21 protein-coding genes are annotated in these 23,382 nt (G+C 38.0%); 15 read left to right on the top strand and 6 right to left on the bottom strand.

Annotated elements, in window-relative coordinates:
* Window positions 1-3 precede the first annotated feature (3 nt).
* The 6 genes from ABVT42_RS02095 to infA all read left to right on the top strand — a co-directional run bounded on the left by ABVT42_RS02095 (window position 4) and on the right by infA (window position 4,228).
* Window positions 4-906 carry a hydroxymethylglutaryl-CoA lyase gene (locus ABVT42_RS02095; RefSeq protein WP_353873441.1) on the top strand — a complete coding sequence of 301 codons (903 nt, stop codon included), beginning with the start codon at window positions 4-6 and terminating at the stop codon, window positions 904-906.
* Window positions 907-1,019: 113 nt separating this feature from the next.
* A complete protein-coding gene (locus tag ABVT42_RS02090; protein ID WP_353873440.1) occupies window positions 1,020-1,718 on the top strand; it encodes a CoA transferase subunit A in 699 nt (232 codons plus the stop codon).
* Window positions 1,719-1,737: 19 nt separating this feature from the next.
* A complete protein-coding gene (locus ABVT42_RS02085; RefSeq protein ID WP_353873439.1) occupies window positions 1,738-2,394 on the top strand; it encodes a CoA transferase subunit B in 657 nt (218 codons plus the stop codon).
* Window positions 2,395-2,481: 87 nt separating this feature from the next.
* Window positions 2,482-3,189, top strand: a complete 708-nt coding sequence (gene aat / locus ABVT42_RS02080; RefSeq protein WP_353873438.1) for a leucyl/phenylalanyl-tRNA--protein transferase — start codon at window positions 2,482-2,484, stop codon at window positions 3,187-3,189.
* A 14-nt stretch (window positions 3,190-3,203) separates the two neighbouring features.
* Entirely contained in the window at window positions 3,204-3,926 is a 723-nt protein-coding gene (locus ABVT42_RS02075) for an arginyltransferase (protein WP_353873437.1), read from the top strand.
* A gap of 83 nt (window positions 3,927-4,009) precedes the next feature.
* Entirely contained in the window at window positions 4,010-4,228 is a 219-nt protein-coding gene (gene infA, locus ABVT42_RS02070) for a translation initiation factor IF-1 (protein WP_196137995.1), read from the top strand.
* A gap of 265 nt (window positions 4,229-4,493) precedes the next feature.
* Here the strand turns inward: infA and clpA are convergent, their stop codons facing one another.
* Window positions 4,494-6,773 (bottom strand): ATP-dependent Clp protease ATP-binding subunit ClpA, encoded by a 2,280-nt coding sequence (gene clpA / locus ABVT42_RS02065; RefSeq protein WP_353873436.1) that lies wholly within the window; start codon window positions 6,771-6,773, stop codon window positions 4,494-4,496.
* A gap of 72 nt (window positions 6,774-6,845) precedes the next feature.
* Window positions 6,846-7,175: an ATP-dependent Clp protease adapter ClpS gene (gene clpS / locus ABVT42_RS02060; RefSeq protein WP_353873435.1), complete on the bottom strand. Its 330-nt coding sequence runs from the start codon at window positions 7,173-7,175 to the stop codon at window positions 6,846-6,848.
* Between the two features lie 315 nt (window positions 7,176-7,490).
* Between clpS and cspD the strand changes: the two genes are divergently transcribed.
* Window positions 7,491-7,742, top strand: coding sequence for a cold shock domain-containing protein CspD (gene cspD, locus ABVT42_RS02055; protein WP_353873434.1), 252 nt, complete (start codon window positions 7,491-7,493; stop codon window positions 7,740-7,742).
* Window positions 7,743-8,211: 469 nt separating this feature from the next.
* Here the strand turns inward: cspD and ABVT42_RS02050 are convergent, their stop codons facing one another.
* Window positions 8,212-10,431 (bottom strand): NADP-dependent isocitrate dehydrogenase, encoded by a 2,220-nt coding sequence (locus tag ABVT42_RS02050; RefSeq protein WP_353873433.1) that lies wholly within the window; start codon window positions 10,429-10,431, stop codon window positions 8,212-8,214.
* A gap of 616 nt (window positions 10,432-11,047) precedes the next feature.
* Between ABVT42_RS02050 and ABVT42_RS02045 the strand changes: the two genes are divergently transcribed.
* On the top strand, window positions 11,048-11,641 hold the full coding sequence (locus tag ABVT42_RS02045) for a pseudouridine synthase (protein WP_353873432.1): 594 nt from the start codon (window positions 11,048-11,050) through the stop codon (window positions 11,639-11,641).
* A 225-nt stretch (window positions 11,642-11,866) separates the two neighbouring features.
* Entirely contained in the window at window positions 11,867-14,920 is a 3,054-nt protein-coding gene (locus ABVT42_RS02040; protein WP_353873431.1) for a M14 family metallopeptidase, read from the top strand.
* Between the two features lie 109 nt (window positions 14,921-15,029).
* On the opposite strand, the gene ABVT42_RS02035 is transcribed toward ABVT42_RS02040, so the two are convergent.
* Entirely contained in the window at window positions 15,030-16,301 is a 1,272-nt protein-coding gene (locus ABVT42_RS02035; RefSeq protein WP_353873430.1) for a GNAT family N-acetyltransferase, read from the bottom strand.
* A gap of 186 nt (window positions 16,302-16,487) precedes the next feature.
* Window positions 16,488-16,703: a hypothetical protein gene (locus ABVT42_RS02030; RefSeq protein WP_353873429.1), complete on the bottom strand. Its 216-nt coding sequence runs from the start codon at window positions 16,701-16,703 to the stop codon at window positions 16,488-16,490.
* Window positions 16,704-17,081: 378 nt separating this feature from the next.
* On the opposite strand from ABVT42_RS02030, the gene ABVT42_RS02025 reads away from it, so the two are divergent.
* From ABVT42_RS02025 to trhP, 6 genes are all read left to right on the top strand, one after another.
* A complete protein-coding gene (locus tag ABVT42_RS02025; protein WP_353873428.1) occupies window positions 17,082-17,789 on the top strand; it encodes a DUF445 domain-containing protein in 708 nt (235 codons plus the stop codon).
* A 65-nt stretch (window positions 17,790-17,854) separates the two neighbouring features.
* Window positions 17,855-18,457 (top strand): Yip1 family protein, encoded by a 603-nt coding sequence (locus ABVT42_RS02020; RefSeq protein ID WP_353873427.1) that lies wholly within the window; start codon window positions 17,855-17,857, stop codon window positions 18,455-18,457.
* A gap of 52 nt (window positions 18,458-18,509) precedes the next feature.
* Entirely contained in the window at window positions 18,510-18,842 is a 333-nt protein-coding gene (gene ccoS, locus ABVT42_RS02015; protein ID WP_353873426.1) for a cbb3-type cytochrome oxidase assembly protein CcoS, read from the top strand.
* Between the two features lie 91 nt (window positions 18,843-18,933).
* Window positions 18,934-19,599, top strand: coding sequence for a DUF2057 family protein (locus tag ABVT42_RS02010; RefSeq protein ID WP_353873425.1), 666 nt, complete (start codon window positions 18,934-18,936; stop codon window positions 19,597-19,599).
* 11 nt (window positions 19,600-19,610) lie between these two features.
* Window positions 19,611-20,306 (top strand): sulfite exporter TauE/SafE family protein, encoded by a 696-nt coding sequence (locus ABVT42_RS02005; RefSeq protein WP_353873424.1) that lies wholly within the window; start codon window positions 19,611-19,613, stop codon window positions 20,304-20,306.
* Between the two features lie 213 nt (window positions 20,307-20,519).
* Window positions 20,520-21,848: a prephenate-dependent tRNA uridine(34) hydroxylase TrhP gene (trhP, locus tag ABVT42_RS02000; RefSeq protein ID WP_353873423.1), complete on the top strand. Its 1,329-nt coding sequence runs from the start codon at window positions 20,520-20,522 to the stop codon at window positions 21,846-21,848.
* Between the two features lie 114 nt (window positions 21,849-21,962).
* Here trhP and ABVT42_RS01995 read toward each other — a convergent pair whose 3' ends face one another.
* Complete coding sequence (locus ABVT42_RS01995; RefSeq protein ID WP_353873422.1) at window positions 21,963-23,156, bottom strand: alginate export family protein; 1,194 nt, start codon at window positions 23,154-23,156, stop codon at window positions 21,963-21,965.
* Between the last annotated feature and the right edge of the window lie 226 nt (window positions 23,157-23,382).

The following is a 23,382-nucleotide window of genomic DNA, read 5'->3' as shown; positions in this document are numbered from 1 at the left end:
AACATGAGTACAAATGTAAAGATAGTCGAAGTTGGACCAAGAGACGGACTACAGAATGAAAAAACACCAGTACCGACAGAGGTTAAACTGAAATTAATTGAGCTGCTAGTGGCAAGTGGACTCAAAGTAGTCGAAGCCACTAGTTTTGTGTCTCCCAAATGGGTGCCGCAAATGGCCGATCACGAACAAATTGTCAAAGGGTTACCGCAGCATTCAGGTGTCAGCTATCCGGTATTGACGCCTAACCTAAAAGGATTTGAAAATGCACTACAATCGGGCGCCAAAGAAGTGGCAATTTTTGCAGCAGCCTCTGAAAGTTTTTCTCAGAAAAACATTAACTGTAGTATCGACGAGAGCCTTGCAAGGTTTCAGCCAGTACTCAGTGCAGCCAAGCAAAATAATATCCCTGTCAGAGGTTATATTTCTTGCGTTCTGGGTTGCCCATACGAAGGAGAAATTCCTGTTCAACGCGTGGTTGAAGTGGCAGAAAGTCTCTATCAGGCAGGATGCTATGAAATTTCGTTGGGTGACACAATTGGCGTTGGCACCCCTGGTAAAACGAAAAGATTGATCGATACTATCAAAAATTTGATTCCAATAAATCAACTTGCAGTCCATTTTCACGATACATATGGTCAGGCTTTAGCTAATATATACGCTGCCTTGGAATCAGGTATTTCCAACATTGACGCATCGGTTGCGGGCCTTGGTGGTTGTCCCTATGCCAAGGGAGCATCAGGAAATGTCGCGACAGAAGATGTCGTCTATATGCTAAATGGTTTAGGCATAACAACTGGTATCGATTTAAATAAACTGGTTGCTGCTGGTGATTTTATCAGTCAGTTTTTAAACCGTAAAAATCAATCAAAAGTAGCTAATGCAATACTAGCTAATCAATGCAGGTAATCCTGTTTGAGCTGAGCATTTAACTGCTTATTTAACTGACAACTCATATTGAATAGTACAGCTTAAGATCTATCACTGCTGTCGTTTCAAACGTGTTTAACAGGAGTAATATTATGGCCGGCTTTAATAAAGTCGTACAAACCTATCAAGAAGCAATGGCTGGATTAACTGACAGTATGACAGTTATTGCCGGCGGTTTTGGTCTATGTGGAATCCCCGAAGGCCTGATTGCTCAAATTAAATCAATGGGCGTTAAAGACCTCACATTTGTTTCTAACAATTGCGGCGTCGATGATTTTGGCTTGGGTATCTTATTGCAAGATAAGCAAATTAGAAAAATGATTTCATCTTATGTAGGAGAGAATGCCGAATTTGAACGACAATTCCTTTCTGGTGAACTCGAAGTTGAATTAACGCCGCAAGGAACATTAGCCGAAAAAATGCGTGCTGGTGGAGCTGGTATTCCAGCCTTTTACACCGCCACAGGGTTTGGTACGCCAGTTGCAGAAGGCAAAGAAGTTAAAAATTTTAATGGTAGAGATTATATTCTCGAAGAATCTATTACTGGTGATTTTGCTATTGTTAGAGCATGGAAAGCCGACAAAATCGGGAATCTGGTTTATCGTGACACTGCGATGAATTTTAATCCGATGGCCGCAACTGCGGGAAAAATTACCGTAGCTGAAGTTGAAGAAATTGTTGAAGTTGGTGAAATTCCACCCACTCAAATTCATACGCCTGGCATTTATGTTAATCGCATTATCCAGGGACAATTCGAAAAGCGAATCGAACGCTTAACTTTGGCACAATAGAATTGAACGGAGAATTACAATGTCATTAACACGCGAACAAATTGCGAAGCGAGTTGCGCAAGAATTAAAAGACGGTTACTACGTAAATCTGGGAATTGGTATTCCAACATTGGTAGCCAATTATGTCCCCAAAGGCATTGAAGTTATGCTGCAATCTGAAAATGGTTTACTTGGTATGGGTCCTTACCCAACTGAATCCCAAGTTGATGCTGACATGATTAATGCAGGTAAAGAAACAGTGACGGCGGTCAGTGGCGCATCTATTTTTTCATCGGCGGAAAGTTTCGCTATGATTCGTGGCGGTCATGTTGATCTAACGGTACTTGGCGCTTTTGAAGTAGATCAAAATGGTGATATTGCCTCATATATGATTCCAGGAAAATTAGTGAAAGGTATGGGCGGCGCAATGGATCTAGTTGCTGGCGCTCAGAATATTGTTGTTACTATGACACATGCCGACAAAAAGGGTAACTCTAAATTGCTTGAAAAATGTACACTTCCATTAACTGGAGTAAACTGTATCAAAAGAATTGTCACCGACTTAGCGGTACTCGAAGTGAAAGATGGTGCCTTTTATTTACTCGAACGCGCCCCAGGCGTATCAGTCGAAGAAATTGAACAAAAAACTGCAGGTAAATTAGTCATTGAAGGTGAAATTCCCGAAATGACGTTTTAATCACAATCCGGTAATTTATTCCAACAAAGTTTTTTAAAGAGATACACTATCGATGTATCTCTTTAATTTTAATGCTATTCTTTAAGCATGCTACCATATTTAAATAAAAACTCTCCCTTTCCCAATGTGCAATCAGCATTGGCAGATCCCAATGGTCTTTTGGCCGCAGGGGCCGATCTGTCAACAAGTCGGCTGTTAGATGCTTACCGGAAAGGAATATTTCCCTGGTACTCCCAAGGTGAACCACTTCTTTGGTGGTCACCCGATCCGCGCACTGTTTTTGATTTATCCAACTTTAACATTCACAGCAGTGTTTTAAAGACGTTAAAAAGAAATCAACTAACCGTCACAATCAACCAAAATTTTTCTCTCGTCATTAACCATTGCGCACTTCCAAGAGCTGAGGGCGAAGGAACTTGGATCACCAATGAAATGAAAATCGCTTATACCGATTTACATCAATTAGGGCATGCGCATTCTGTCGAAGTCTGGCAAGAGGATACTATCGTGGGCGGTATATATGGTGTCGTTTGTGGCCAGGTATTTTGTGGAGAATCGATGTTTAGTCGCATTTCTAACGGCTCAAAAATTGCACTCAGTTGTCTTGCTCGTTATTTATTACAAAGCGGATTTAAACTCATTGATTGTCAGGTCGAAAATCCTCACCTTGCCAGTCTAGGTTGTATCAATATTCCAAGAAATAAATATTTATCCTTTCTAGAAAAAGAAAACAACCTGGTAACCAATAAAATCTGGGAAAGAAAAATACTCGACTGGCAAACGTTACTGATTTAATGGTTTTTAAAACTATGTCTAATCAAATAAAACCTGTCCGACTGAACTTCTTTTTAACGCCACCGCACAGCTGCCCATATCTGCAAGAGCAAACTGCGCAAACCATGTTTCTTTCACCTGAAGTCAATAGCGATACCCTGCTGTACTCAGCGCTCATCGAAAAAGGCTTTAGACGCAGTGGAGAACACGTTTATCGACCTAACTGCGAAAGCTGTAACGCCTGTATATCAGTTAGAGTGCCAGTCAAACAGTTTAAACCTAATAAAATTCAGCAACGCTGCTTGAAAAAATCCAGTCGTTTCAGCTGGAAAATTGAGCCTGCTCACTTTAACCAACAACACTACCAATTATTTGATAAATACATATCCATTCGTCATCGAGATGGCGATATGTACCCTACTTCTACACATCAATATAAAGAATTTTTGTTAACTGACTGGTTAGAGACTAATTACCTGAATTTTTATGATCTCAAAACACAAAATTTAATTGCAACAGGGGTCTACGATCAACTCCCTGATGGATTATCTGCGGTTTACACTTATTTTGATCCTGACTATTCAAAATTCAGCTTAGGTCGGTTAACGATTCTTAAATTAATTGAGATAGCTAGGCAATCAAACTTATCCTATGTATACCTAGGATACTGGATAAAAAACAGTCAAAAAATGGCTTATAAAGGTGAATATCGTCCACTTGAGTGCTATATCAATGATAGCTGGAGATATTTGAGCTAAGCTATGGATAAACACTTTGATTATTGAGCGAAATTAAGGCATCATTACGCGCGATTTAATCCCCAACAGATAAAATAGAGAGTATGGCAAAAGAAGATTGTATTGAATTAGAAGGAACAGTATTGGAAACCTTACCTAATACCATGTTCCGAGTGGAGCTTGAAAATGGCCACGTCGTTACTGCACATATTTCAGGCAAAATGCGTAAAAACTATATTAGAATTTTAACTGGCGATAAAGTGACAGTAGAAATGACACCTTATGATTTAACTAAAGGTCGTATTACTTTTCGTGCCCGATAACATTTACGCTAAGAAATGTTCCATAAGCAAATTCTTTAATATCCAATATTTATCCGATATTTAAAAATAAACCGATATTCAGGCTATTTTTATTTGTATTAGCCTGTATCGCTATTTAACTTTTTCACTATCATAAAGAGTCGACAGATTGTCGATTATTATTTTTATTGGTATAGAATTCGCGAGTTTCAGAATAATAAAAAAGCAGGTTTAAAACCTGCTTTTTTATTAATTAATGCTTGTGTTACAAAGCAAATTTGAAGAGTTATTGTTTAACAACAAGCTCGCGCTTTTTATTGATATCAAACACTAGCTTATCTTTCTCTTGACTATAGTCAACAATCACCGAACCACCATTCGCTAAACGGCCAAATAATAACTCCTCTGCCAGCTCTTTCTTGATCTTATCGCGCATTACCCGAGCCATTGGTCTAGCCCCCATAGTTCGGTCAAAGCCCTGCTCAGCCAACCAGACTTTTGCTTCTTCGGTCACTTCGAGCGATACGCCTTTATTGTCTAGCTGACTTTGCAGTTCAACGATAAACTTATCAACAACCGAGCAAATAACATCCATACTCAGCGCATTGAACCAGACAGTAGCATCGAGTCGGTTTCTAAATTCTGGTGAGAATACTCGGTTAATAACTTCTAGATTATCTTTATCGTGAGTTTGAGGCTGAAAACCAATACTTGGTTTTTCCAGTTCAGCCGCACCCGCATTAGTTGTCATCACCAAAATAACATTTCTAAAGTCGGCTTTTCGACCATTGTTATCGGTTAAGGTACCATGATCCATTACCTGTAATAACAAGTTATATACATCGGTATGAGCTTTTTCAATCTCATCGAGCAAAACAACCGAATATGGATGCTTAGTTACCGCTTCAGTTAACAGCCCTCCCTGATCATATCCAACATAGCCAGGCGGTGCACCAATCAATCTTGAAACAGTATGGGCTTCCATATATTCAGACATGTCAAATCGAATAAACTCAATCCCCATTATTTTGGCTAACTGCTTAGTTACCTCAGTTTTACCAACACCAGTAGGCCCAGCGAGTAGGAAACTGCCAATTGGTTTGTCTTCCAAACCTAAACCAGAGCGAGAAAGTTTGAGCGCATTCGCTAAAGTTTCAATCGCTTCATCTTGACCAAACACCACCATTTTGAGATTTCTCTCAAGGTTTTTAAGTGCTTTAATGTCAGTTGTAGAGACAGTTTTAGCTGGAATTTTTGCCATTTTAGCAATAATATTTTCAATATCCTGAACAGAAATTTGACTACTACGATCTTCACTATCTTGTAATTGGCGATTGGCACCCGCTTCGTCAATCACATCAATCGCTTTATCAGGTAATTGTCGATCATTAATGTAACGTGCAGATAACTCTGCTGCAGATTGCAGCGCAGCATCTGAGTAGTTAACATGGTGGTGCTTTTCATAACGTCCGCGTAAACCTTTTAAAATATCAACAGTCTCTGCAATACTGGGTTCTTCAATATCAACCTTTTGGAAGCGACGAGCAAGTGCACGATCCTTTTCGAAAATTCCGCGATACTCTTGAAAAGTCGTTGACCCCATGCACTTTAATTCGCCATTAGCAAGCATAGGTTTTATCAAGTTTGAAGCATCCATAACCCCGCCGGAAGCAGAGCCAGCCCCAATAATAGTATGGATCTCATCAATAAATAATACGGCATTCTTTTGACTTTTTAACTCAGCTAATACCGCTTTTAAACGTTTCTCAAAATCACCTCGATATTTAGTACCAGCTAACAGCGCACCCAAATCTAGTGAGAAAATGTTACAATCGCTAATAATTTCTGGTACTTCATTGTCAACTATTCGCTTGGCCAGACCTTCAGCAATAGCAGTTTTACCAACACCAGCTTCACCAACAAAAAGCGGATTATTCTTGCGTCTGCGCGATAAAATCTGAATGGTCCGTTCTATCTCATCCTCGCGGCCTATCAATGGATCAATTTTACCATCTTTGGCTTGTTGATTTAAAAAGACGGTGTACGATTCAAGCGCAGTGGGTTGCTTATTCGACTGCTCTTTCTTTTCACCATCAAACTCAATGCTTTCAGGCTCTGATTCTTCCCCTGGTACCTTAGAAATACCGTGAGAAATATAATTCACAATATCAAGGCGAGTGATATCTTGTTGTTGTAGCAAATAAACAGCTTCACTTTCTTGTTCACTGTATATCGCCACCAATATGTTTGCGCCGGTAACTTCTTTCTTACCAGACGATTGGACGTGAAATACTGCACGTTGCAATACACGCTGAAAACCGAGTGTCGGTTGGGTTTCAACTTCGCCCGCATCTTCGGGCAAAATATGAGAAGTTTCTGTTATAAAATCAGTGAGTTGCCGCTGTAGCTTTTCAATATCTCCACCACAAGCGCGAATGACATTTACCGAACTGGCATTGTCGAGCAAAGCCAAGAGAAGGTGCTCAACGGTCATATATTCGTGACGCTTTTCTCGCGCTTCGGTAAAGGCTAAATTTAAGGTTAACTCTAAATCTTTACTCAACATCGTTACTACACCTTATCTTAACATTAGGTAAAAATATCATGCGCAAGGCGATAACTCTAACCTCGACCCCATTTACTCTGCTTCCATAGTGCACATCAACGGATGATCGTTTGCACGAGAAAAGTCGTTAACCATTACAACTTTAGTTTCCGCGATTTCCGCCGTATAAATCCCGGCGGTTCCTTGTCCTTCATAATGTATCTGTAGCATCACTTTCGTTGCCTGCTCAGTTGTCTTATGAAAAAAGCGCTTCAGCACCTGCACCACAAAATCCATTGGCGTGTAGTCGTCATTTAATATGACAACTCGATACATCCTTGGCTTTTTAGTTTCGGGAGTCGATTCAGCAACAGCAACTCCACTTTCTTCCTGCCCTTCCTTATCAATATCTTCGTTGCTCATATCTTAATTCTAGTCAATGTTTTCAAATTTGCAGCTCCAAGTTAAGAGCTTTCTCTAACAATACCATTCTATGCGACATTAATGGGGGATAACTAGTTATTTTTCAATGCTTAATCTTTCTGAAACATCTCTGCTTATAATATAAACAAATACATCTTGACAAAGTATTTTAAATATGACATTTATTGAGCGCTTTCATTTGCTAGTTTAATGAATAAAGTTGCAAAACCGTTCTACTTATTTAGCAAAAATTCCGGCTATTATTGTCAGACTGGTTATTATTCAACGATGAAGGGAAAATGAGGAGTAGATAAAATGGCTACAGGCACAGTTAAGTGGTTTAACAATGCAAAGGGATATGGTTTCATCCGACCAGATAACGGCGGCGACGATATCTTTGCGCACTATTCAACAATTGAAATGGAAGGCTATAAAAGCCTTAAAGCAGGTCAGGAAGTTGTTTTTGACACTTGCGAAGGACCAAAAGGTCTTCATGCTTTAGACATCACACCAATCGGCGCTGAATCTAAGCAGATAAAACAAGAACAACAAAGTACTCACGAATAGAGAAGTACTCACAAATTTAAAAATAGACGCCCTTGATAAAGGGCGTTCTTGCATCTGTAAAAATCTCTAAATGCAATTCGTTTGCAAAGTCTTATTTTCGGTCTTACTTTTTAGTATACACTTTTATTTATAATTGCCATTACAAAACAATCACAAATACATCTACTAAACCAATTAATTAATGTTTTATTCAATTTAATTTGTCTTTTAGTCTAACTTTAAATTTAATAGCATTACTTAAATAAAATGATTATTGATAAACAGTTCAGTGAAACTTTGAAGACAATAAAATTGACTTTGAATCAATATGCGATTAATTCAAAATTCAATTTGGCAATAAAAGTAAATTAAGATCTGAGTTTAGATGACGAAAAGAAGAAAATAGTATGGTAAAACTGGGATTAAGATAGTTTAGAGCTATCTTAATCCATTGATAAATTCAATGATGAACGGACCAGATATACAAATGTTATACAGATAAAATCTCATTAAATGTTGCGCTAGGTCTCATCGCATTTTCTGCCAAGTCATCATTGGGTAAGTAATAACCACCAATACTCATTGGCTGTCCTTGAACACCATTTAATTCATCAACAATCGTTGACTCCTTAGCGGTTAAGGCCTCAGCAATTGGCTTAAAGAAGCTTTGTAATTCGGTATCTTCAGACTGTTCAGCCATTTGTTGTGCCCAATATAAAGCCAGATAAAAATGGCTACCTCGATTATCAATTTCTCCAACTTTACGCGAAGGTGAGCGATTATTATCTAAAAATAAACCTGTCGCACGATCAAGCGCATGAGATAGCACTTTCGCTTTTGGGTTATTCGCAAATTCACTCAAATGTTCCAAAGAAGCCGCTAACGCTAAAAACTCTCCTAATGAATCCCAGCGTAAATGATTTTCTTTTTCAAATTGTTGTACATGTTTCGGGGCAGATCCACCAGCACCTGTTTCAAACAATCCACCACCATTCATCAATGGCACAATGGATAACATTTTAGCGCTGGTACCCAGTTCTAAAATAGGGAAAAGATCGGTTAGATAATCACGCAGCACATTGCCAGTTACCGAAATAGTATCTTGACCTGCTTTCATTCTCTCTAAAGAATAACGAGTCGCTTCAACTGGTGATTTAATATAAATTTCCAACCCATCCGTGTTGTGCTCAGGTAAATATTGGTTAACCTTTTTGATCAATTCAGCATCATGAGCGCGTTGCTCATTTAACCAAAACACAGCAGGCGTATTACTCAATCGCGCACGATTAACGGCCAGTTTTACCCAGTCTTGAATCGGTGCATCTTTCACCTGACACATTCGCCAAATATCACCTTTTTCGACCGACTGTTCAAAAACTACCTTGCCAGTATTATCTGTTACTTTGACAACACCATCAGCTGCAATTTCAAAAGTTTTATCATGTGAACCATACTCTTCCGCTTTTTGAGCCATTAAACCAACATTAGGCACAGATCCCATTGTTGCCGGATCGAATGCGCCATTTTTCTTACAAAAATCAATAGTTTCCTGATAAACACCCGCATAACAACGATCTGGAATAACTGCTTTTGTATCTTGCTGTTGACCTTGTGCGTTCCACATTTGTCCCGAAGAGCGAATCATTGCTGGCATTGATGCGTCAACAATTACATCAGAAGGCACATGCAAATTAGTAATTCCACGATCTGAGTCAACCATCGCTAATGGTGGTTGTTTTTCATAAACCGCCAAAATTGCAGCTTTGATTTCATCTTGCTTGGCTTCATCCAATGATTGAATTTTGGTATAAACATCACCAATTCCATTATTGAGATCAACACCCAAACGATCAAATTCATCAGCATATTGTGCTAAAACATCGGCGTAGTATACTGACACAGCATGCCCAAAAATAATTGGATCAGAGACTTTCATCATCGTTGCTTTTAAATGTAGCGAAAATAACACACCTTCCTGTTTCGCTTTTTCAATTTCTTGCGCAATGAAGCGACGTAATGCTTTAACGCTAAGCGTTGAAGAATCAACAATTTCACCCTGAAGTACCGGTACACTTTGCTTTAAGGTTGTCGCTTGCCCAGCATTATCAATCAACTCAATTTTTAGGCTCCCTTCATTTTCAATAGTTGTTGATTGCTCGCTACCGAAAAAGTCATTATCTGACATACTCGCCACATGCGATTTTGAATCAGCTTGCCATTGCCCCATTGAATGAGGATTCTTTTTAGCAAAGTTTTTAACTGATAAAGGCGCTCGGCGATCAGAGTTTCCTTCGCGTAAAACAGGGTTTACCGCACTTCCCTTAACTTTGTCATATTGTGCTTTTACCGATTTTTCCTGGTCATTTTTAGGTTCTTCAGGATAATCTGGTAACGCATACCCTTTATCTTGCAGTTCTTTAATAGTGGCTTTTAATTGTGGAATTGATGCACTGATATTTGGCAATTTAATTATGTTTGCTTCTGGCAACTTGGCTAATTCACCAAGCTCCGCTAATGCATCTGATATTTTTTGTTCATTTGTTAAATAATCAGGAAAATTTGCAATAACCCGGCCTGACAGTGAAATATCTCGTGTTTCAACCTCAATGCCAGCAGGCTTTGTAAATGCTTTAATAATTGGCAATAACGAGTATGTAGCAAGCGCTGGGGCTTCATCAGTTTTAGTATATATAATTTTCGAAGTTGTCATTTGATTTCCTAACGTCAATGATTCAACAGACAAAAAGACTGTCAACGATACCAATATTGGCTTTCTATTACTTGATATCTTTTCGGACAGTCAGATTTAAATAACTTGTTTAGTCTAATATTTAATCTTTTGCGAGAAATGGTCGCGCATTTATACAATTATCTACTATAAAATTTCTACTTTAGGACGCTACGAAAGCGAGTTTATATTGTCTTCAATATCGAGCACAGTATCAGTTACTGAATTTAAAGTAGAGATATACCCTTATTAAAAAACTATCGTAAACAGGTTGAGTTTTTATAAAAACATTTATCTTTTCACGAATACATTTAAGAGTATAATGAATTAAATTTTAAACTCGATTAAACTTATTGCGACTAAAATCAAGCGTGCGGATTATACGCTAAATTGCAATAAAAATCATAGTTTTGCGATTATTTTCAGAAATATTGTCATAAATAAACATCATTTAGATTAGTTTATTTTTGCAATTCTATCATCAAATTAGAACATCTTTTCACATATGACAGTCAACAAGCGTTCGTCCAGCAAATCACACAATAATCGATCTTCGAACAAGGTATTTTCTCGGAATAACAATGCGGCGAATAAGACATTGCGTAACAAAACTACCAGCCCGACAGCCCAATCGCCGTTACTTTACGCATTCAATAAACCCTTTAACACTCTGTGTCAATTCAGTGGAGAAGCACAAGACTCAACTCTGGCCAATTTTATCCCTATCAAAGATATATACCCAGCAGGCCGCTTGGATAAAGACTCAGAAGGACTCTTGCTATTAACCAATGATGGAAAATTACAGCAGCAAATCAGTCATCCTAAATTCAAGTTAAGTAAAACTTATTGGGTTCAAGTAGAAGGTAAAATTGATTCATCCGCGCTAGCGCAGTTAAAAAGCGGAATTGTTTTAAAGGATGGTAAAACCAAACCCGCACAAGTAAACGTGTTGTCTACCGATAAAGTCAATTCAACAATTTGGCCACGAACCCCACCTATCAGGGAAAGAAAAAATATTCCGACAAGCTGGATCGCACTAACTATTCGAGAAGGTAAAAACCGCCAAGTTAGGCGTATGACCGCCGCTACGGGTTTTCCAACACTGCGCCTTATTCGAGTTCAAATTGGAAATTGGTGCCTGGATAACTTGCAACCGGGCGAATATAGAGAGATTTCATCAATCACGGTTTAATTTTGCTAAGGCTTTAACTCCCCTTTTATATTCAAAATGAATGATTGCGTATTATTTTATTTCTATTCCAAGTTACCAAATAGTCTTCGTTGGCAGAACAATTTAGTTACACTTTATTGTATAGATTCACTATGCTTTAGAACAAACGGATATTGACCTTTAAGGTTAGCGAGTGCTAGTGTCCATCACAAACTACAAAGATAAATTCAGAAAAGGGGCGTTTTAATGCAACTCTATCGGCAACTTAAGCCATTTAAAAAGACTAATCACGCGTATCTGTCTCGTCTAATTAATCATGTCAAAATCGGCGTACAGTCAATTAATCTTTTAACTGGTAATAAAAAATCTCATCCATCACGCCAGACAAATGGTACGAATAAAACCCGATATATTCTGCCAGCTTTAATAGCAGTCATGGCTCAAACCGGTTTTGCAGGAATTAAGCTAAAACCAACACCATTAACCGAGTTGCAATACAATAAACCATTACTATCCGGTGAGTACAACCCGCAAATTCCAACCCCGGATGCAATTCTTGGTTTTCCCGTTGGTCAAAGAACGGCGACACCCGAGCAAATTGTTAATATTGTGAAGACTATTTCCAATAGCTCCGACAGAATTCAACTAATTGAGTATGCTCGCTCACATGAAGGTCGACCACTTTATTATGCGATAATTTCAACCGCGCAAAACTTGAAAAATATTGAACAAACCAAGCAAAATTTAAGCAAGCTTGCTAACCCAAAAGATTTGTCTACAGCTCAACAAAAAGAAATTATTCAAGCACTTCCTGCGGTTTCTTGGATGGCTTATTCAATACATGGCAATGAGTCTTCAGGCTCTGACTCAGCATTAGCTGCAATTTATCATTTAGCTGCTGCAACCGATTCAGAAACGCTGAGTTTGCTTGAAAAAAGTATTATCATTATTGATCCCTCAATGAACCCTGATGGACGCGCACGCTTTACTAAAGCCCTTCAACAAAATCGAGGTGTATCACCCAATATTGATGATCAATCTTTATTACATGCTGGCGTCTGGCCTTATGGTAGAACTAATCACTATTTATTCGATTTAAACAGAGACTTTATTCTCGGCGTACACCCCGAAACCGTTGGTCGAGTGAAAGCCATTAATGAATGGCATCCCCAGCTGGTAATCGATGCGCATGAAATGGGTGCACAAAGCTCTTATTTATTTGCCCCAGCCAGAGAGCCAGTGAATAAAAATCTTTCGCCAGCCACTAAAAAATGGGGATTGGCATTTGCCGAAGATCAAGCAGCGGCATTCGACAAAAATCATTGGCCTTATTTTACAGGCGAATGGTTTGAAAACTTATATCCTGGTTATTCGAGTTATTCAGAGTTCAGGGGCTCAGTACACATTCTTTATGAGCAGGCGCGGATGGCTGAAGATGGCGTCATGCAATCAAATGGTAGAGTTTTAACTTATCAAGAATCAGTGCATCATCAATTAGTCAGCACAATAGAGAATCTGAAAACATTGGCTAAACATTCTAAAGCGATGTATGAAGACTTTGTTAATGATAAGCGCCAATTAATTTCGGCAAATAGTCCTTTTGCCAATATTACCTTTGCCCTACCCCCAACCAAAAATACAAAGCGCTGGCTTGGTTTTATTCGACTGATGGAACTTCAAGGATTTGAAATTCACACTACGACAAAAGCGATGAGTTTTAATCAAGTAACAACGCAATTAGGAGAAACCACAAACGTTACACTTCCTAAAGGAAGTTTAATTATTCGAGCTCGGCAATCTCAAGCTCGCTTGATTACTGCAATTTTAGAGTTTGATGCGAAAATCGATAACGAAGTTCTGATTGAAGAGCGTCAGAAAATATTGCGTGACGGTTCCAGTTTAATGTACGACACAACTGCCTGGAATCTCACCATGATGCATGGGCTAACGGCTTATACTATCCCTGAATATGTCTCTAATAATCTTGCTGTTTATCAGTCGCCTGAACCCGCACCAGCGATAGTTAAGAAAAAAGATTACATTGCTTATGTTGTAGACGGTGCCAATGATGCTTCAGTTGGCTTTGCCGCTCAATTATTAGAGCAAGGTATAAAGGTCAGAGTTATCGATAAAGCAGCCGAACTCGATGGCCAACAATTTAGCCGTGGCTCGGTAGTTGTCTCGCGCTATGATAATCAATATCAAAACCAAGATTTGACCTCAGTCGTTGAATCAACTGCACAAAATCTAAAAGTTAGTGCCATTGCGATTAACGATGGTTTGGGCGATGGCGATTTACCTGATATTGGTGGCTCTCATTTTAGAATGCTATCGAGACCTCAAATAGCGATCTTAACTAATGCAGGAATTAACACTTACGATTATGGTTCAATTTGGTTCAGCATTGATAATAATCTTGGCATAAGACATTCGCATTTAGACGCGGTAACATTTTCCTACAACGATTTACGTCGTTACAACACATTGATTTTACCTGATCGCTATTATGGCTCTTTATCTAAACCGCAACTGGACGCATTAAAAAACTGGGTATCTAATGGTGGAACATTAATTGCGGTAGACGGCTCAATTCAGGATTTAATCAATCCCGAAGCTCAATTTAGTCAAGTTCGTCCTATTGATGAAAGTTTTAAAAACATACAACAATATGATTTAGCTCTACAACAAGAATGGTTAGCTCAGCAACCGGTAGAAAACTTCGAACAAATCTGGAGTCACAAGGTTTTAGAAGAACTCAACAGTCCATTACAACAAGGTCAATATAAAAATGAGAAAGAGCTTAAATCAATTGACCAGTGGCAACGACAATTTATGCCATCAGGTGCAATGGTCGCGGCGCGAGTCGATCAAAAACACTGGTTAACATTTGGTACACCTGAAACCATTCCTTTACTATTTGCCAATCACCCTATTTTAATGTCTGCCAGAGGATCGCAAGCACCGGTTCGTTTAGGTAGCTTTTCAAAAATGGATAAATCTGTATGGCAAAAACTAACAAGCAGTTTAAAAGATAACAAAAAAATTCGCCGCGTAGGTTGGTCTAGCTTACCTGATGAGTATGAATTAAAGCTGCGAATGAGTGGACTACTCTGGCCCGAAGCAGCACAACGGATTGCCAATGCGGCCTACCTCAGTAGAGAGCGATTGGGTAATGGACAAATTATTTTATTTGCAGGCCAACCAAACTTTCGAGGTTCGACTTTAGCCAGTAACCGGCTATTACTCAATGCAATTGTATATGGAACCGGACTTGGGGCCAATACGCCAATTGCTCTTTAATTTAGATATTCAAACTGCTGGCTTTAGTTAATCTTTTTTAGATTAACTAAAGCTGCAAAACCGTCAAGCTTTCTTTATCATATTTAGCGGTCTGCTCAATAAATTTCACTTAAACTTTAAATGGTAATTTTTGCTTTAGTTGCCCTATTGCCTGGCGTACGTATAAGGCTTCTTCTTCAGTAAACTGACGAATAGCCCCCGCAAAATTTGAATTTTGAATCCAATGATTTGAATAAGTTTCGATGGGTTTAAAGCCTCGAGGTATTTTATGTTCGCCTTGCGCACCGGCATCAAAACGTTTTAGACCATGCTCAATACAGTATTCAATGCCTTGATAATAACAAAGTTCAAAATGCAAAAAATCATATTCTTTGCGACACCCCCAATAACGACCATACAAACACTCTGCGTCTTTAAAAAATAATGACGCTGCAACAATTTGCTGAGGTTGTTTATTTACATTGTCGTTTTTATCGCTCAGTTGTTCCTTAAAATCAGGAAAAACCGCTTGGTGGTATTCGCTCATCTTTCTATCTCTAAGCGACTCATTATTGTCAGGTAACTCTTTCGCAATTATCATAACAATTTGCAGCGACTGACTTGCACTTAAAAGCTTAAAAAACTCATCCGTTAAATAACCATTATGGCCACTTCGTTTAAGATAAGTCACTTGATAAAATTCATAAAATGCCTGCCAATGGGCCAAAGTGACTTGCGCTCCCTGCAAAACTTCAACCTGTAACGATTGTTGCGTTAACTGTTTTCTCTCACGCTTAATATTTTTTCGATTTTTTGCGCGACATTGATCTAAAAAATCATCAAAGCTTGAATAATTTTGATTAAACCAATGATATTGCATGCCAATACGTTGTAAACCACCTTGCAATTGCCAATAATTTGATTCCGTTTTATCACAAAATAATAAATGCCAAGAAGATAATTGCTGTTTTTGACAAAGTGCCATAATTTTTTCATGCATAAGAGGAAAAATATGTTGGTAAAACTCATTTTCATCAATTGTTGCACAAACATATAATCGTTTACCCGATGAGGGGGTAAATGGAATCGCAGTTAACAACTTAGGATAATAAGATAAGCCAGACTGTTCATAAGCATTAGCCCACTGAAAATCGAAAACATATTCACCATAACTATGTGACTTGATATACATGGGCATGGCAGCAATCAACTGTGTATCACTTTTAACAATTAAATGATGAGGCTGCCAACCAGTTTTAGTACAAACCGATGCTGATTTTTCTAACGCCAGTAAAAAATCATATTGGATAAAAGGATAATCGGTATTAATAAGCTGTTGCCAACAAGCCCGATCTATCTCTTGGATAGAAGAAATAAACTGAAATTGATAAGAATTGAGCATAGGCGTTTGTTTTATATACAAACAGATTTTGTTAGGGTCATTACCTTAAATGAACGGATAATTTTTGTAAAATAGTCAACAACAATCGAAAGAAACAAAATGGCAATAGAACTGACAAGATTTTTTATTGGTAAGGCTATTGGTATGGTTATTTGTTGTAATTTATTGGTAAGGCTATTTCTTTGATTAAGCAGCGAAAGACACGCCGTCGTCGACCATGCGCTTGGTCTGACGACGGGCAGCACTGCGTTTTGCAGAATTTGACTTTTGATGAACGCCACCTTTTCTTAGCAAAGGATTTTGTGACACTCGGTTACGTGGAATATGTTGTACCGTAATAGATTTTTGCTCAGTCTCAGCTTCGTGACTGAGCACCATTCGGGACTTTCGATTTTTAGCCATTTTAAACCCCATACAAAGATAGCAACTGTTAATTTATCGAATGAACTTTCGGTTCACTGTTAAAATTTTAAACGTCAACTATCAAATTTGTCAATAACGACTGACTGAAGAGAAACTTTTTACTTTACTTCTTGTTTCGCTAGTTTGGCAGCCAGTTTTACAGCGAATTCTTGTATAAGTTCCACAACGGCAGATATTCGCCATATACTGATTGATTTCTTCATCATTAGGTTATCTAACCTTCTAACCTTCTAACCTTTTACTTAAACTGATTGATTAGACTTTATCGCGTTAATATTTCCTTTAATCATAAGCTGTGCAAAAATATATTTTATTGTTAGACTCAGGTAAAAATCATTAATTATTGAGAATTAATCGGTGAATAAAAGTCTTATCACTAATATTTTATCTATCAGTTTAATTGCCATTGGTTATATTTTGGCTAATCCCATTATATTGTCAGTAGGGTTATTTGCCACATCGGGTGCTTTAACTAACTGGCTTGCGGTACATATGTTATTTGAAAAAGTACCCGGTCTTTATGGCTCGGGTGTCATTCCAGCTCGATTTGAAGAATTTAAATCTGCAATCAAAACGATGATCATGGAACAGTTTTTCAATGATGAAAATATCGATAAGTTTTTATCGGCACCCGATCATCAACCAGCTCAATTTAATCTGGCCCCAGTCATCGAAAAAATAGATTTGGCCCCTGCTTTTGAACGATTACTTGACGTCATAATGAGTTCATCTTTTGGCAGTATGTTGGGTATGCTTGGTGGTCGCGAGGCACTACTTCCTATGCAGGAGCCTTTTATTATTAATATGCGTCAATCGATAATTGAGATTACCGAAAAGGATGACTTTAAATCTTTATTACGTTCAGAAATTGAACAACCCGAAGTCCTTTCAGATATTAAAGAAAAAGTGTCTATAATTATAGATAAGCGACTGTCTGAATTAACGCCAACGATGGTTAAACAGATAGTCCAGGAAATGATCAAACAGCATTTAGGCTGGCTTGTTGTATGGGGGGGGGTCTTTGGTGGAATTATTGGTTTATTCGCCACTTTCATTCCTGCATAGCCACTATTTGTTGCCAATAGCCCTGCTCTAATTGGGCAGAAAGACAGCAATAAAAGGGGGTAAACATGTCATTAACCAGTGCCATAGCATTACTTTATGGACCCAACCAGGAATGGCAAAAAATAAAAGAAAAAAAGCAGAGTATCAGTAATATTTATCTGACCTTTTTAATTTTTTTCGCTGCGATTCCACCCGCTTCAGCTTTTATCGGCAGTACCTATATTGGCTGGAGCATTGGTGATGGAGAAACAAACAAACTCACTACCGAAAGTGCACTTTATCTTTCTATCATTGCCTATGTCGCAATATTGACAGCGGTATTGGTATTATCTTGGTTTGTCCAGTGGATGGCTAAGACTTATGGTGCAAACCCAAGTCTGGCCGAATGCGTTAGCTTAACCGCATACAGTTGTACGCCACTATTTTTAGTCGGGATTTTAGGGAGTTTTCCAATCCTTTGGTTAGATATGTTGTTTTCACTGCTGGCCATCGGAATGTCAATTAATCTGTTGTACAAAGGCGTGCCAGAATTAATGGGTATCAATAAAGATCGTGGATTTTTATTTGCTAGTTCAATATTAACAGTTTGTATGGTCTGTCTGGTAGGAATGCTTGCGATTACCATTATTTTTTGGGGTTCAGGCCTAGCACCAGTATTTACATCTTAATCAAATTAGTTCATATTAGGCGGGTTACTTAATCACCTTAAGGTCTGTTTCGTTGGACGTTATTTACTGGTTAATCCCGCTTTCTATTGTACTTTTAATGATCGCAGTTGCGATTTTTTTCTGGGCTGTGCGTACAGGACAGTTTCAAGACCTTGATTCTGCGGCAATTGATATTCTATTTGATGATGACTCACCTGAGAGTAACAAACAAAAGCAACAAGAATCCCCTAAGCGCCAGATAAAAAAAATCACGCAAAGCAAAGCCCATCATTCGATGCATTCTCAATCAGAATCTCATTTAGACTCTAATTCTGAATCAATGGTAGATAATTCGGTGGAAAATAATCCCACCAATATCCAAAAGCACAACAGTAGCGCTCAGTAATTTAACTAATAAATTCAACCATGACATTTTATTCACTCTTTTCAATATTGTCGTAAAATATTGTTCTAACCAACTGTAATACGATTAAACCATGCCAAAAAAAAGTCTGTATTTTACTCTCATATTAACCATGCTTATGCCAATAATGGGACTCACTGCCCCCGAATTAATTATTGCAGAATCTTTTAATATCAAAGCGATTAATGGCACTATTCATTCATCAGGATTTATTTCTCAAAACCGAAATTTACAATTAAAGCCCGGTAAAAACTTGCTAGTGATTGAGTACGAAGAAGTCTTTGATAGTGACGACAATGACAGTTTTGATATTGTAAAATCATCCCCATTTTTATTGACACTTTACCTCGACACTGACAGTCATTATCAGCAAAAGGTAGTTAAATTAAAAAATGCCGATGCCGCGCGCCGTTATATTCAACGCCCCTTGTTTGAAATTGTTAAATTCACAAAAGACAACTCCATTAGAATTCAGTTTGAATTAACACCACTGGTGAGTAGTTCAGAAAGCTATTTAGTACAACAAACTCAAGTGCGACAAAATGACCCCATCGATTTATCGCATCCCAATCCCAAACCCAGTAAAATACCTCGTTCATCACAGTTGCTTCAGCCTAACAATTTATCGTCAGGTCTAAACAGCAAAAATCAATCGATGGCATTGCAAATGTTACAGTATTGGTGGCAACAGGCAAGTGAAGCTGAACGACAACAATTTATTAAAGACATTAAAGAGTAGCGCAAAAAATCATGGAATTAGAACAAGTTACCTTACTCAGCGCAGTAATTTTAGGGTTAATGGGTGCCGGTCATTGTATTGGTATGTGTGGTGGTATTATTAGCACATTATCAATGGCAACAGATGATAAACAACACAAATGGTTTAAAGTCATCAGTTATCAAATTGGCAGAATTTCCAGCTATACAACGTTGGGATTAATTGCGGGTTGGTTAGGTAATCAATCACAAAGAGTTACTGACTTTCCTGTTCTGCAAACAATTTCAGGTGTATTGTTAATTCTTATGGGACTTTATATCAGTAAAGCTTGGAATGCGATTACTTATCTGGAAAAAGTTGGAAAACTCCTGTGGAATAAAATTAGTCCACTCAGTAAACATCTGTTACCCGTCAAATCAATTAAACAAGCATTATTTCTCGGTGCACTTTGGGGTTGGCTACCTTGTGGTCTGGTATATACCAGTCTAGGTTATGCATTAACCTTGGCAACCCCAATCAATAGTGGTTTATTTATGCTGTTTTTTGGTATAGGCACTTTGCCCGCAACTTTAGCCGCTGGCGCTGCCAGTGTTACACTAAAAATCTGGCTCAATAAAAAACCGGTTCAGTGGGCAAGTGCTTTGGTGCTCATTCTTTTTGGATTTTATATTTTATACGGACTGTTCTTTGCCGACTCAACAATGGCAGGACATCACCATCATCATTAAGTAGTTTGTGTGCCAACATGAAAATTAAATTTTGCCAAAGAAAATTAACGTGAGGTTTTTCATCATTTAATAGCTTAATCCGCATGTTTTATTGATTATCAAGCAAAGTAAATTACTAATCAAAGCTGGTGAATAAAAGGATCCCATCATGATCCAGGTCAAAATTAAGAATAAATTTTAATCTATAATCGCTGATTTAATTTAATCAGTGATATGTCATTTTCATCTTTAAAACGTCCCGAATTACTTTCACCGGCAGGTTCACTCAACCATATGCGTTATGCTTTTGCATACGGGGCTGATGCTGTATATGCCGGACTTCCCCGCTACAGTTTGCGCGTTAGAAATAACAGTTTTAATTTGGCTAACCTTGAAACTGGTATTAAAGAAGCGAGAGCTATTAATAAAAAATTTTTTGTTGCAGTAAATATTACTGCGCATAACAGCAAAGTTAAAACATTTGTTAACGATATTGCCCCAATTATTGCTTTCAAACCCGATGCTTTAATCATGTCAGACCCTGGGCTAATTATGTTAGTCAAGCAGCATTGGCCAGACACTGAAATTCATTTGTCGGTACAAATGAACACAGTAAATTTTGCAGCAGTTAAGTTTTGGCAATCACTTGGGATTAAACGTATTATTCTTTCACGTGAACTTTCTTTAGATGAAATTGCAGAAATCCGCGATTACTGTCCCGATATTGAATTGGAAGTATTTGTTCATGGTGCACTTTGTATTGCCTATTCTGGACGGTGTTTATTATCAGGCTATTTCAACCATCGTGATCCCAATCAAGGAGCATGCACTAATGCCTGTCGATGGGGTTACAAAGTTCATGAGGCTGAACAAGCCAATAACGGTGATATTTTCCAGAAGTCAAAACCGCAACTTGGACTGGGAGAATACTCAGAACAACTCGTGCTACTCGAAGAAAACCAAAGACCTGGTGAATTGATGCCAATGTATGAAGACGAACATGGCACCTATGTATTTAACTCAAAAGATCTGCGAGCCATTCAACATGTTGCACGTTTAATTGAAATTGGCGTAGATTGCCTCAAAATCGAAGGTCGAACCAAATCCTGTTATTACGCAGCTCGGACAGCACAAGTCTATCAACGAGCAATCGATGATGCGATTAAACAAAAACCATTTGACAAATCATTAATGGACATTTTAGAAGGCATGGCTAATCGGGGCTACACCGAAGGCTTTTATCGCAGACACGTTCATGATGATTATCAAAATTATTTAAATGGTAGCCCAGAAAGACACTCCCAGGTTTTTGTTGGAGAAGTGGTAAAAAGAGAGGAAAATAGACTTTTAGTTGAAGTTAAAAATCGCTTTCAGGTTGGTGATCGTCTAACTCTTATGTCACCAAAAGTTGACTACCCTATTTTGCTGAATGAAATTTATGATAAATCAGGTAACCACATTATTGTTGCTCCGGGTTCAGGCCATCAAGTGTGGATCGAAGCCCCAGAAGCGTATGATCCCTCAATGGGCTTAATTATAAAACACTTGAATCTTGAAAAATAATATACATTAAATTTTCAGTTTAATGTTGAACAATTAATAACACAAACCATACACACTAAAATTACTCTAGAAAAAAGAGGCAAAAGCCTCTTTTTTCAAATCAATATACAACAATCAAATTTTATAAGTCAGCATTAACCAACCTTTACTACGCGAAGCATAGTTATCATTATCGCTGCTAAAATCGGCATACTTAAATAATACTGATAGATTTTTATTAATTTTTTTAGCAACTGAAAAATCAATTTCAGTACCTAAATCAATTCCATTTTCATCAGTAGAGAAATCATGATACACCAGTTTAAAGTTGTAACCATTTAATTTAAATGAACCATGTAACGCCAAATCTTCAATACCAACAACAGGAGTACCTAAAAATACGTCTGCCCAACCTTGGAATTTGTGTAGTGTCGCCAGTGAAGTGGTAAAACCTTGGCCTCCGTCTACATCGCCCCCCAAGACTTCATAATCTAAACCGAAGGAATAATTCTCTTGCTGGTACGCACCCGACAACAAATAGTAATCGGCACTGTAATCATTTGGGTTATCACCTGTATCTGATTGCGAAGCATATTCTACGGTATAAGCGAAACTATCAACTTTACCAGCATAACGTACACCTAAAGTGTTATTCGATAAGCCCAATGCGCTCTCATTATCAATAGAAAAATAATAAGCGGAAAGTTTGCCTGCTCCTAATTTATAATCTAAATTCACCAAGTGAGTGTTATGCTGATGATCGCCTGCAGTGACAGCTTCACCAAAAATGCGATTAACATTAAATACATAAGCGTAATCAATCGAAAGATTTTCTGCTGGTTTACTTTTCACGGTAAAGCTATCGTAAGTTTGCTCATTTTGACGCCAACCCACTCCACCCACAAAGCGCTGATTACCAACAAGAATGCGTTGTCGGCCATAAGCATATTGTGTTGCGTCGGAACTATAACGCAAAAATGCCTGGTTTACCTCAGTACCTTCAGGATCAGCGACAACAGGATACTCTGCTCTTTGTGGTGTATTATCCGCACCCGCATTAAAGTCATCCATACCGATTTCAGTGACATCATCAAATTCCAAAACCGAATCAAACTGACTTGCCCATTGCGTTTTAATCGTTGCTCTGGTGCGTAAGGTTGATGCATTCGCATCTTTAGCAAAGTTATCTTGATCGACAGTTTCGATTCGGTAACGAAAACTTAAGTCAACGGTATTTGAAATGTTGCTTTCACTTAATACGACCCCACTTGTCGTAGTGGCTGCCATAATAGAAACAGCCATCATATTAAACTTAAAGGTATTTTTCATTTTTTTATCCCCTTAAAAGGATTTAAACGACTATTATCATTAGTCTTTGGTTGTTAGGATTTAATTTATTTGATTTAGCCAACTAATGTATATGAATGAATTTATTTTTATTTGATCAATATCAAATATAATTTTACTTAATTTTCAAAAATTGATAACTACAAATCAAAATTTTCCAACCAATATTTGAACGAGTTAACAAAGTACCAATTGAATCGAGGTGGCT

Origin of the sequence: Aliikangiella maris (assembly GCF_040719265.1) — a bacterium.
Lineage (GTDB): Bacteria > Pseudomonadota > Gammaproteobacteria > Enterobacterales > Kangiellaceae > Aliikangiella > Aliikangiella maris.
This window is presented reverse-complemented; position numbering and strand designations above follow the sequence as displayed.

Excerpts from the sequence above, each read along its gene's own strand:
- ABVT42_RS02035 (WP_353873430.1), bottom strand. The coding sequence starts at position 16,301 with ATGCTCAATTCTTATCAATTTCAGTTTATTTCTTCTATCCAAGAGATA.
- infA (WP_196137995.1), top strand. The coding sequence starts at position 4,010 with ATGGCAAAAGAAGATTGTATTGAATTAGAAGGAACAGTATTGGAAACC.
- ABVT42_RS02085 (WP_353873439.1), top strand. The coding sequence starts at position 1,738 with ATGTCATTAACACGCGAACAAATTGCGAAGCGAGTTGCGCAAGAATTA.
- ABVT42_RS02030 (WP_353873429.1), bottom strand. The coding sequence starts at position 16,703 with ATGGCTAAAAATCGAAAGTCCCGAATGGTGCTCAGTCACGAAGCTGAG.
- ABVT42_RS02075 (WP_353873437.1), top strand. The coding sequence starts at position 3,204 with ATGTCTAATCAAATAAAACCTGTCCGACTGAACTTCTTTTTAACGCCA.
- ABVT42_RS02010 (WP_353873425.1), top strand. The coding sequence starts at position 18,934 with ATGCCAAAAAAAAGTCTGTATTTTACTCTCATATTAACCATGCTTATG.
- aat (WP_353873438.1), top strand. The coding sequence starts at position 2,482 with ATGCTACCATATTTAAATAAAAACTCTCCCTTTCCCAATGTGCAATCA.
- ABVT42_RS02050 (WP_353873433.1), bottom strand. The coding sequence starts at position 10,431 with ATGACAACTTCGAAAATTATATATACTAAAACTGATGAAGCCCCAGCG.
- trhP (WP_353873423.1), top strand. The coding sequence starts at position 20,520 with ATGTCATTTTCATCTTTAAAACGTCCCGAATTACTTTCACCGGCAGGT.
- ABVT42_RS02095 (WP_353873441.1), top strand. The coding sequence starts at position 4 with ATGAGTACAAATGTAAAGATAGTCGAAGTTGGACCAAGAGACGGACTA.
- ABVT42_RS01995 (WP_353873422.1), bottom strand. The coding sequence starts at position 23,156 with ATGAAAAATACCTTTAAGTTTAATATGATGGCTGTTTCTATTATGGCA.
- ABVT42_RS02040 (WP_353873431.1), top strand. The coding sequence starts at position 11,867 with ATGCAACTCTATCGGCAACTTAAGCCATTTAAAAAGACTAATCACGCG.
- ABVT42_RS02090 (WP_353873440.1), top strand. The coding sequence starts at position 1,020 with ATGGCCGGCTTTAATAAAGTCGTACAAACCTATCAAGAAGCAATGGCT.
- clpS (WP_353873435.1), bottom strand. The coding sequence starts at position 7,175 with ATGAGCAACGAAGATATTGATAAGGAAGGGCAGGAAGAAAGTGGAGTT.
- ABVT42_RS02020 (WP_353873427.1), top strand. The coding sequence starts at position 17,855 with ATGTCATTAACCAGTGCCATAGCATTACTTTATGGACCCAACCAGGAA.
- cspD (WP_353873434.1), top strand. The coding sequence starts at position 7,491 with ATGGCTACAGGCACAGTTAAGTGGTTTAACAATGCAAAGGGATATGGT.
- clpA (WP_353873436.1), bottom strand. The coding sequence starts at position 6,773 with ATGTTGAGTAAAGATTTAGAGTTAACCTTAAATTTAGCCTTTACCGAA.
- ABVT42_RS02005 (WP_353873424.1), top strand. The coding sequence starts at position 19,611 with ATGGAATTAGAACAAGTTACCTTACTCAGCGCAGTAATTTTAGGGTTA.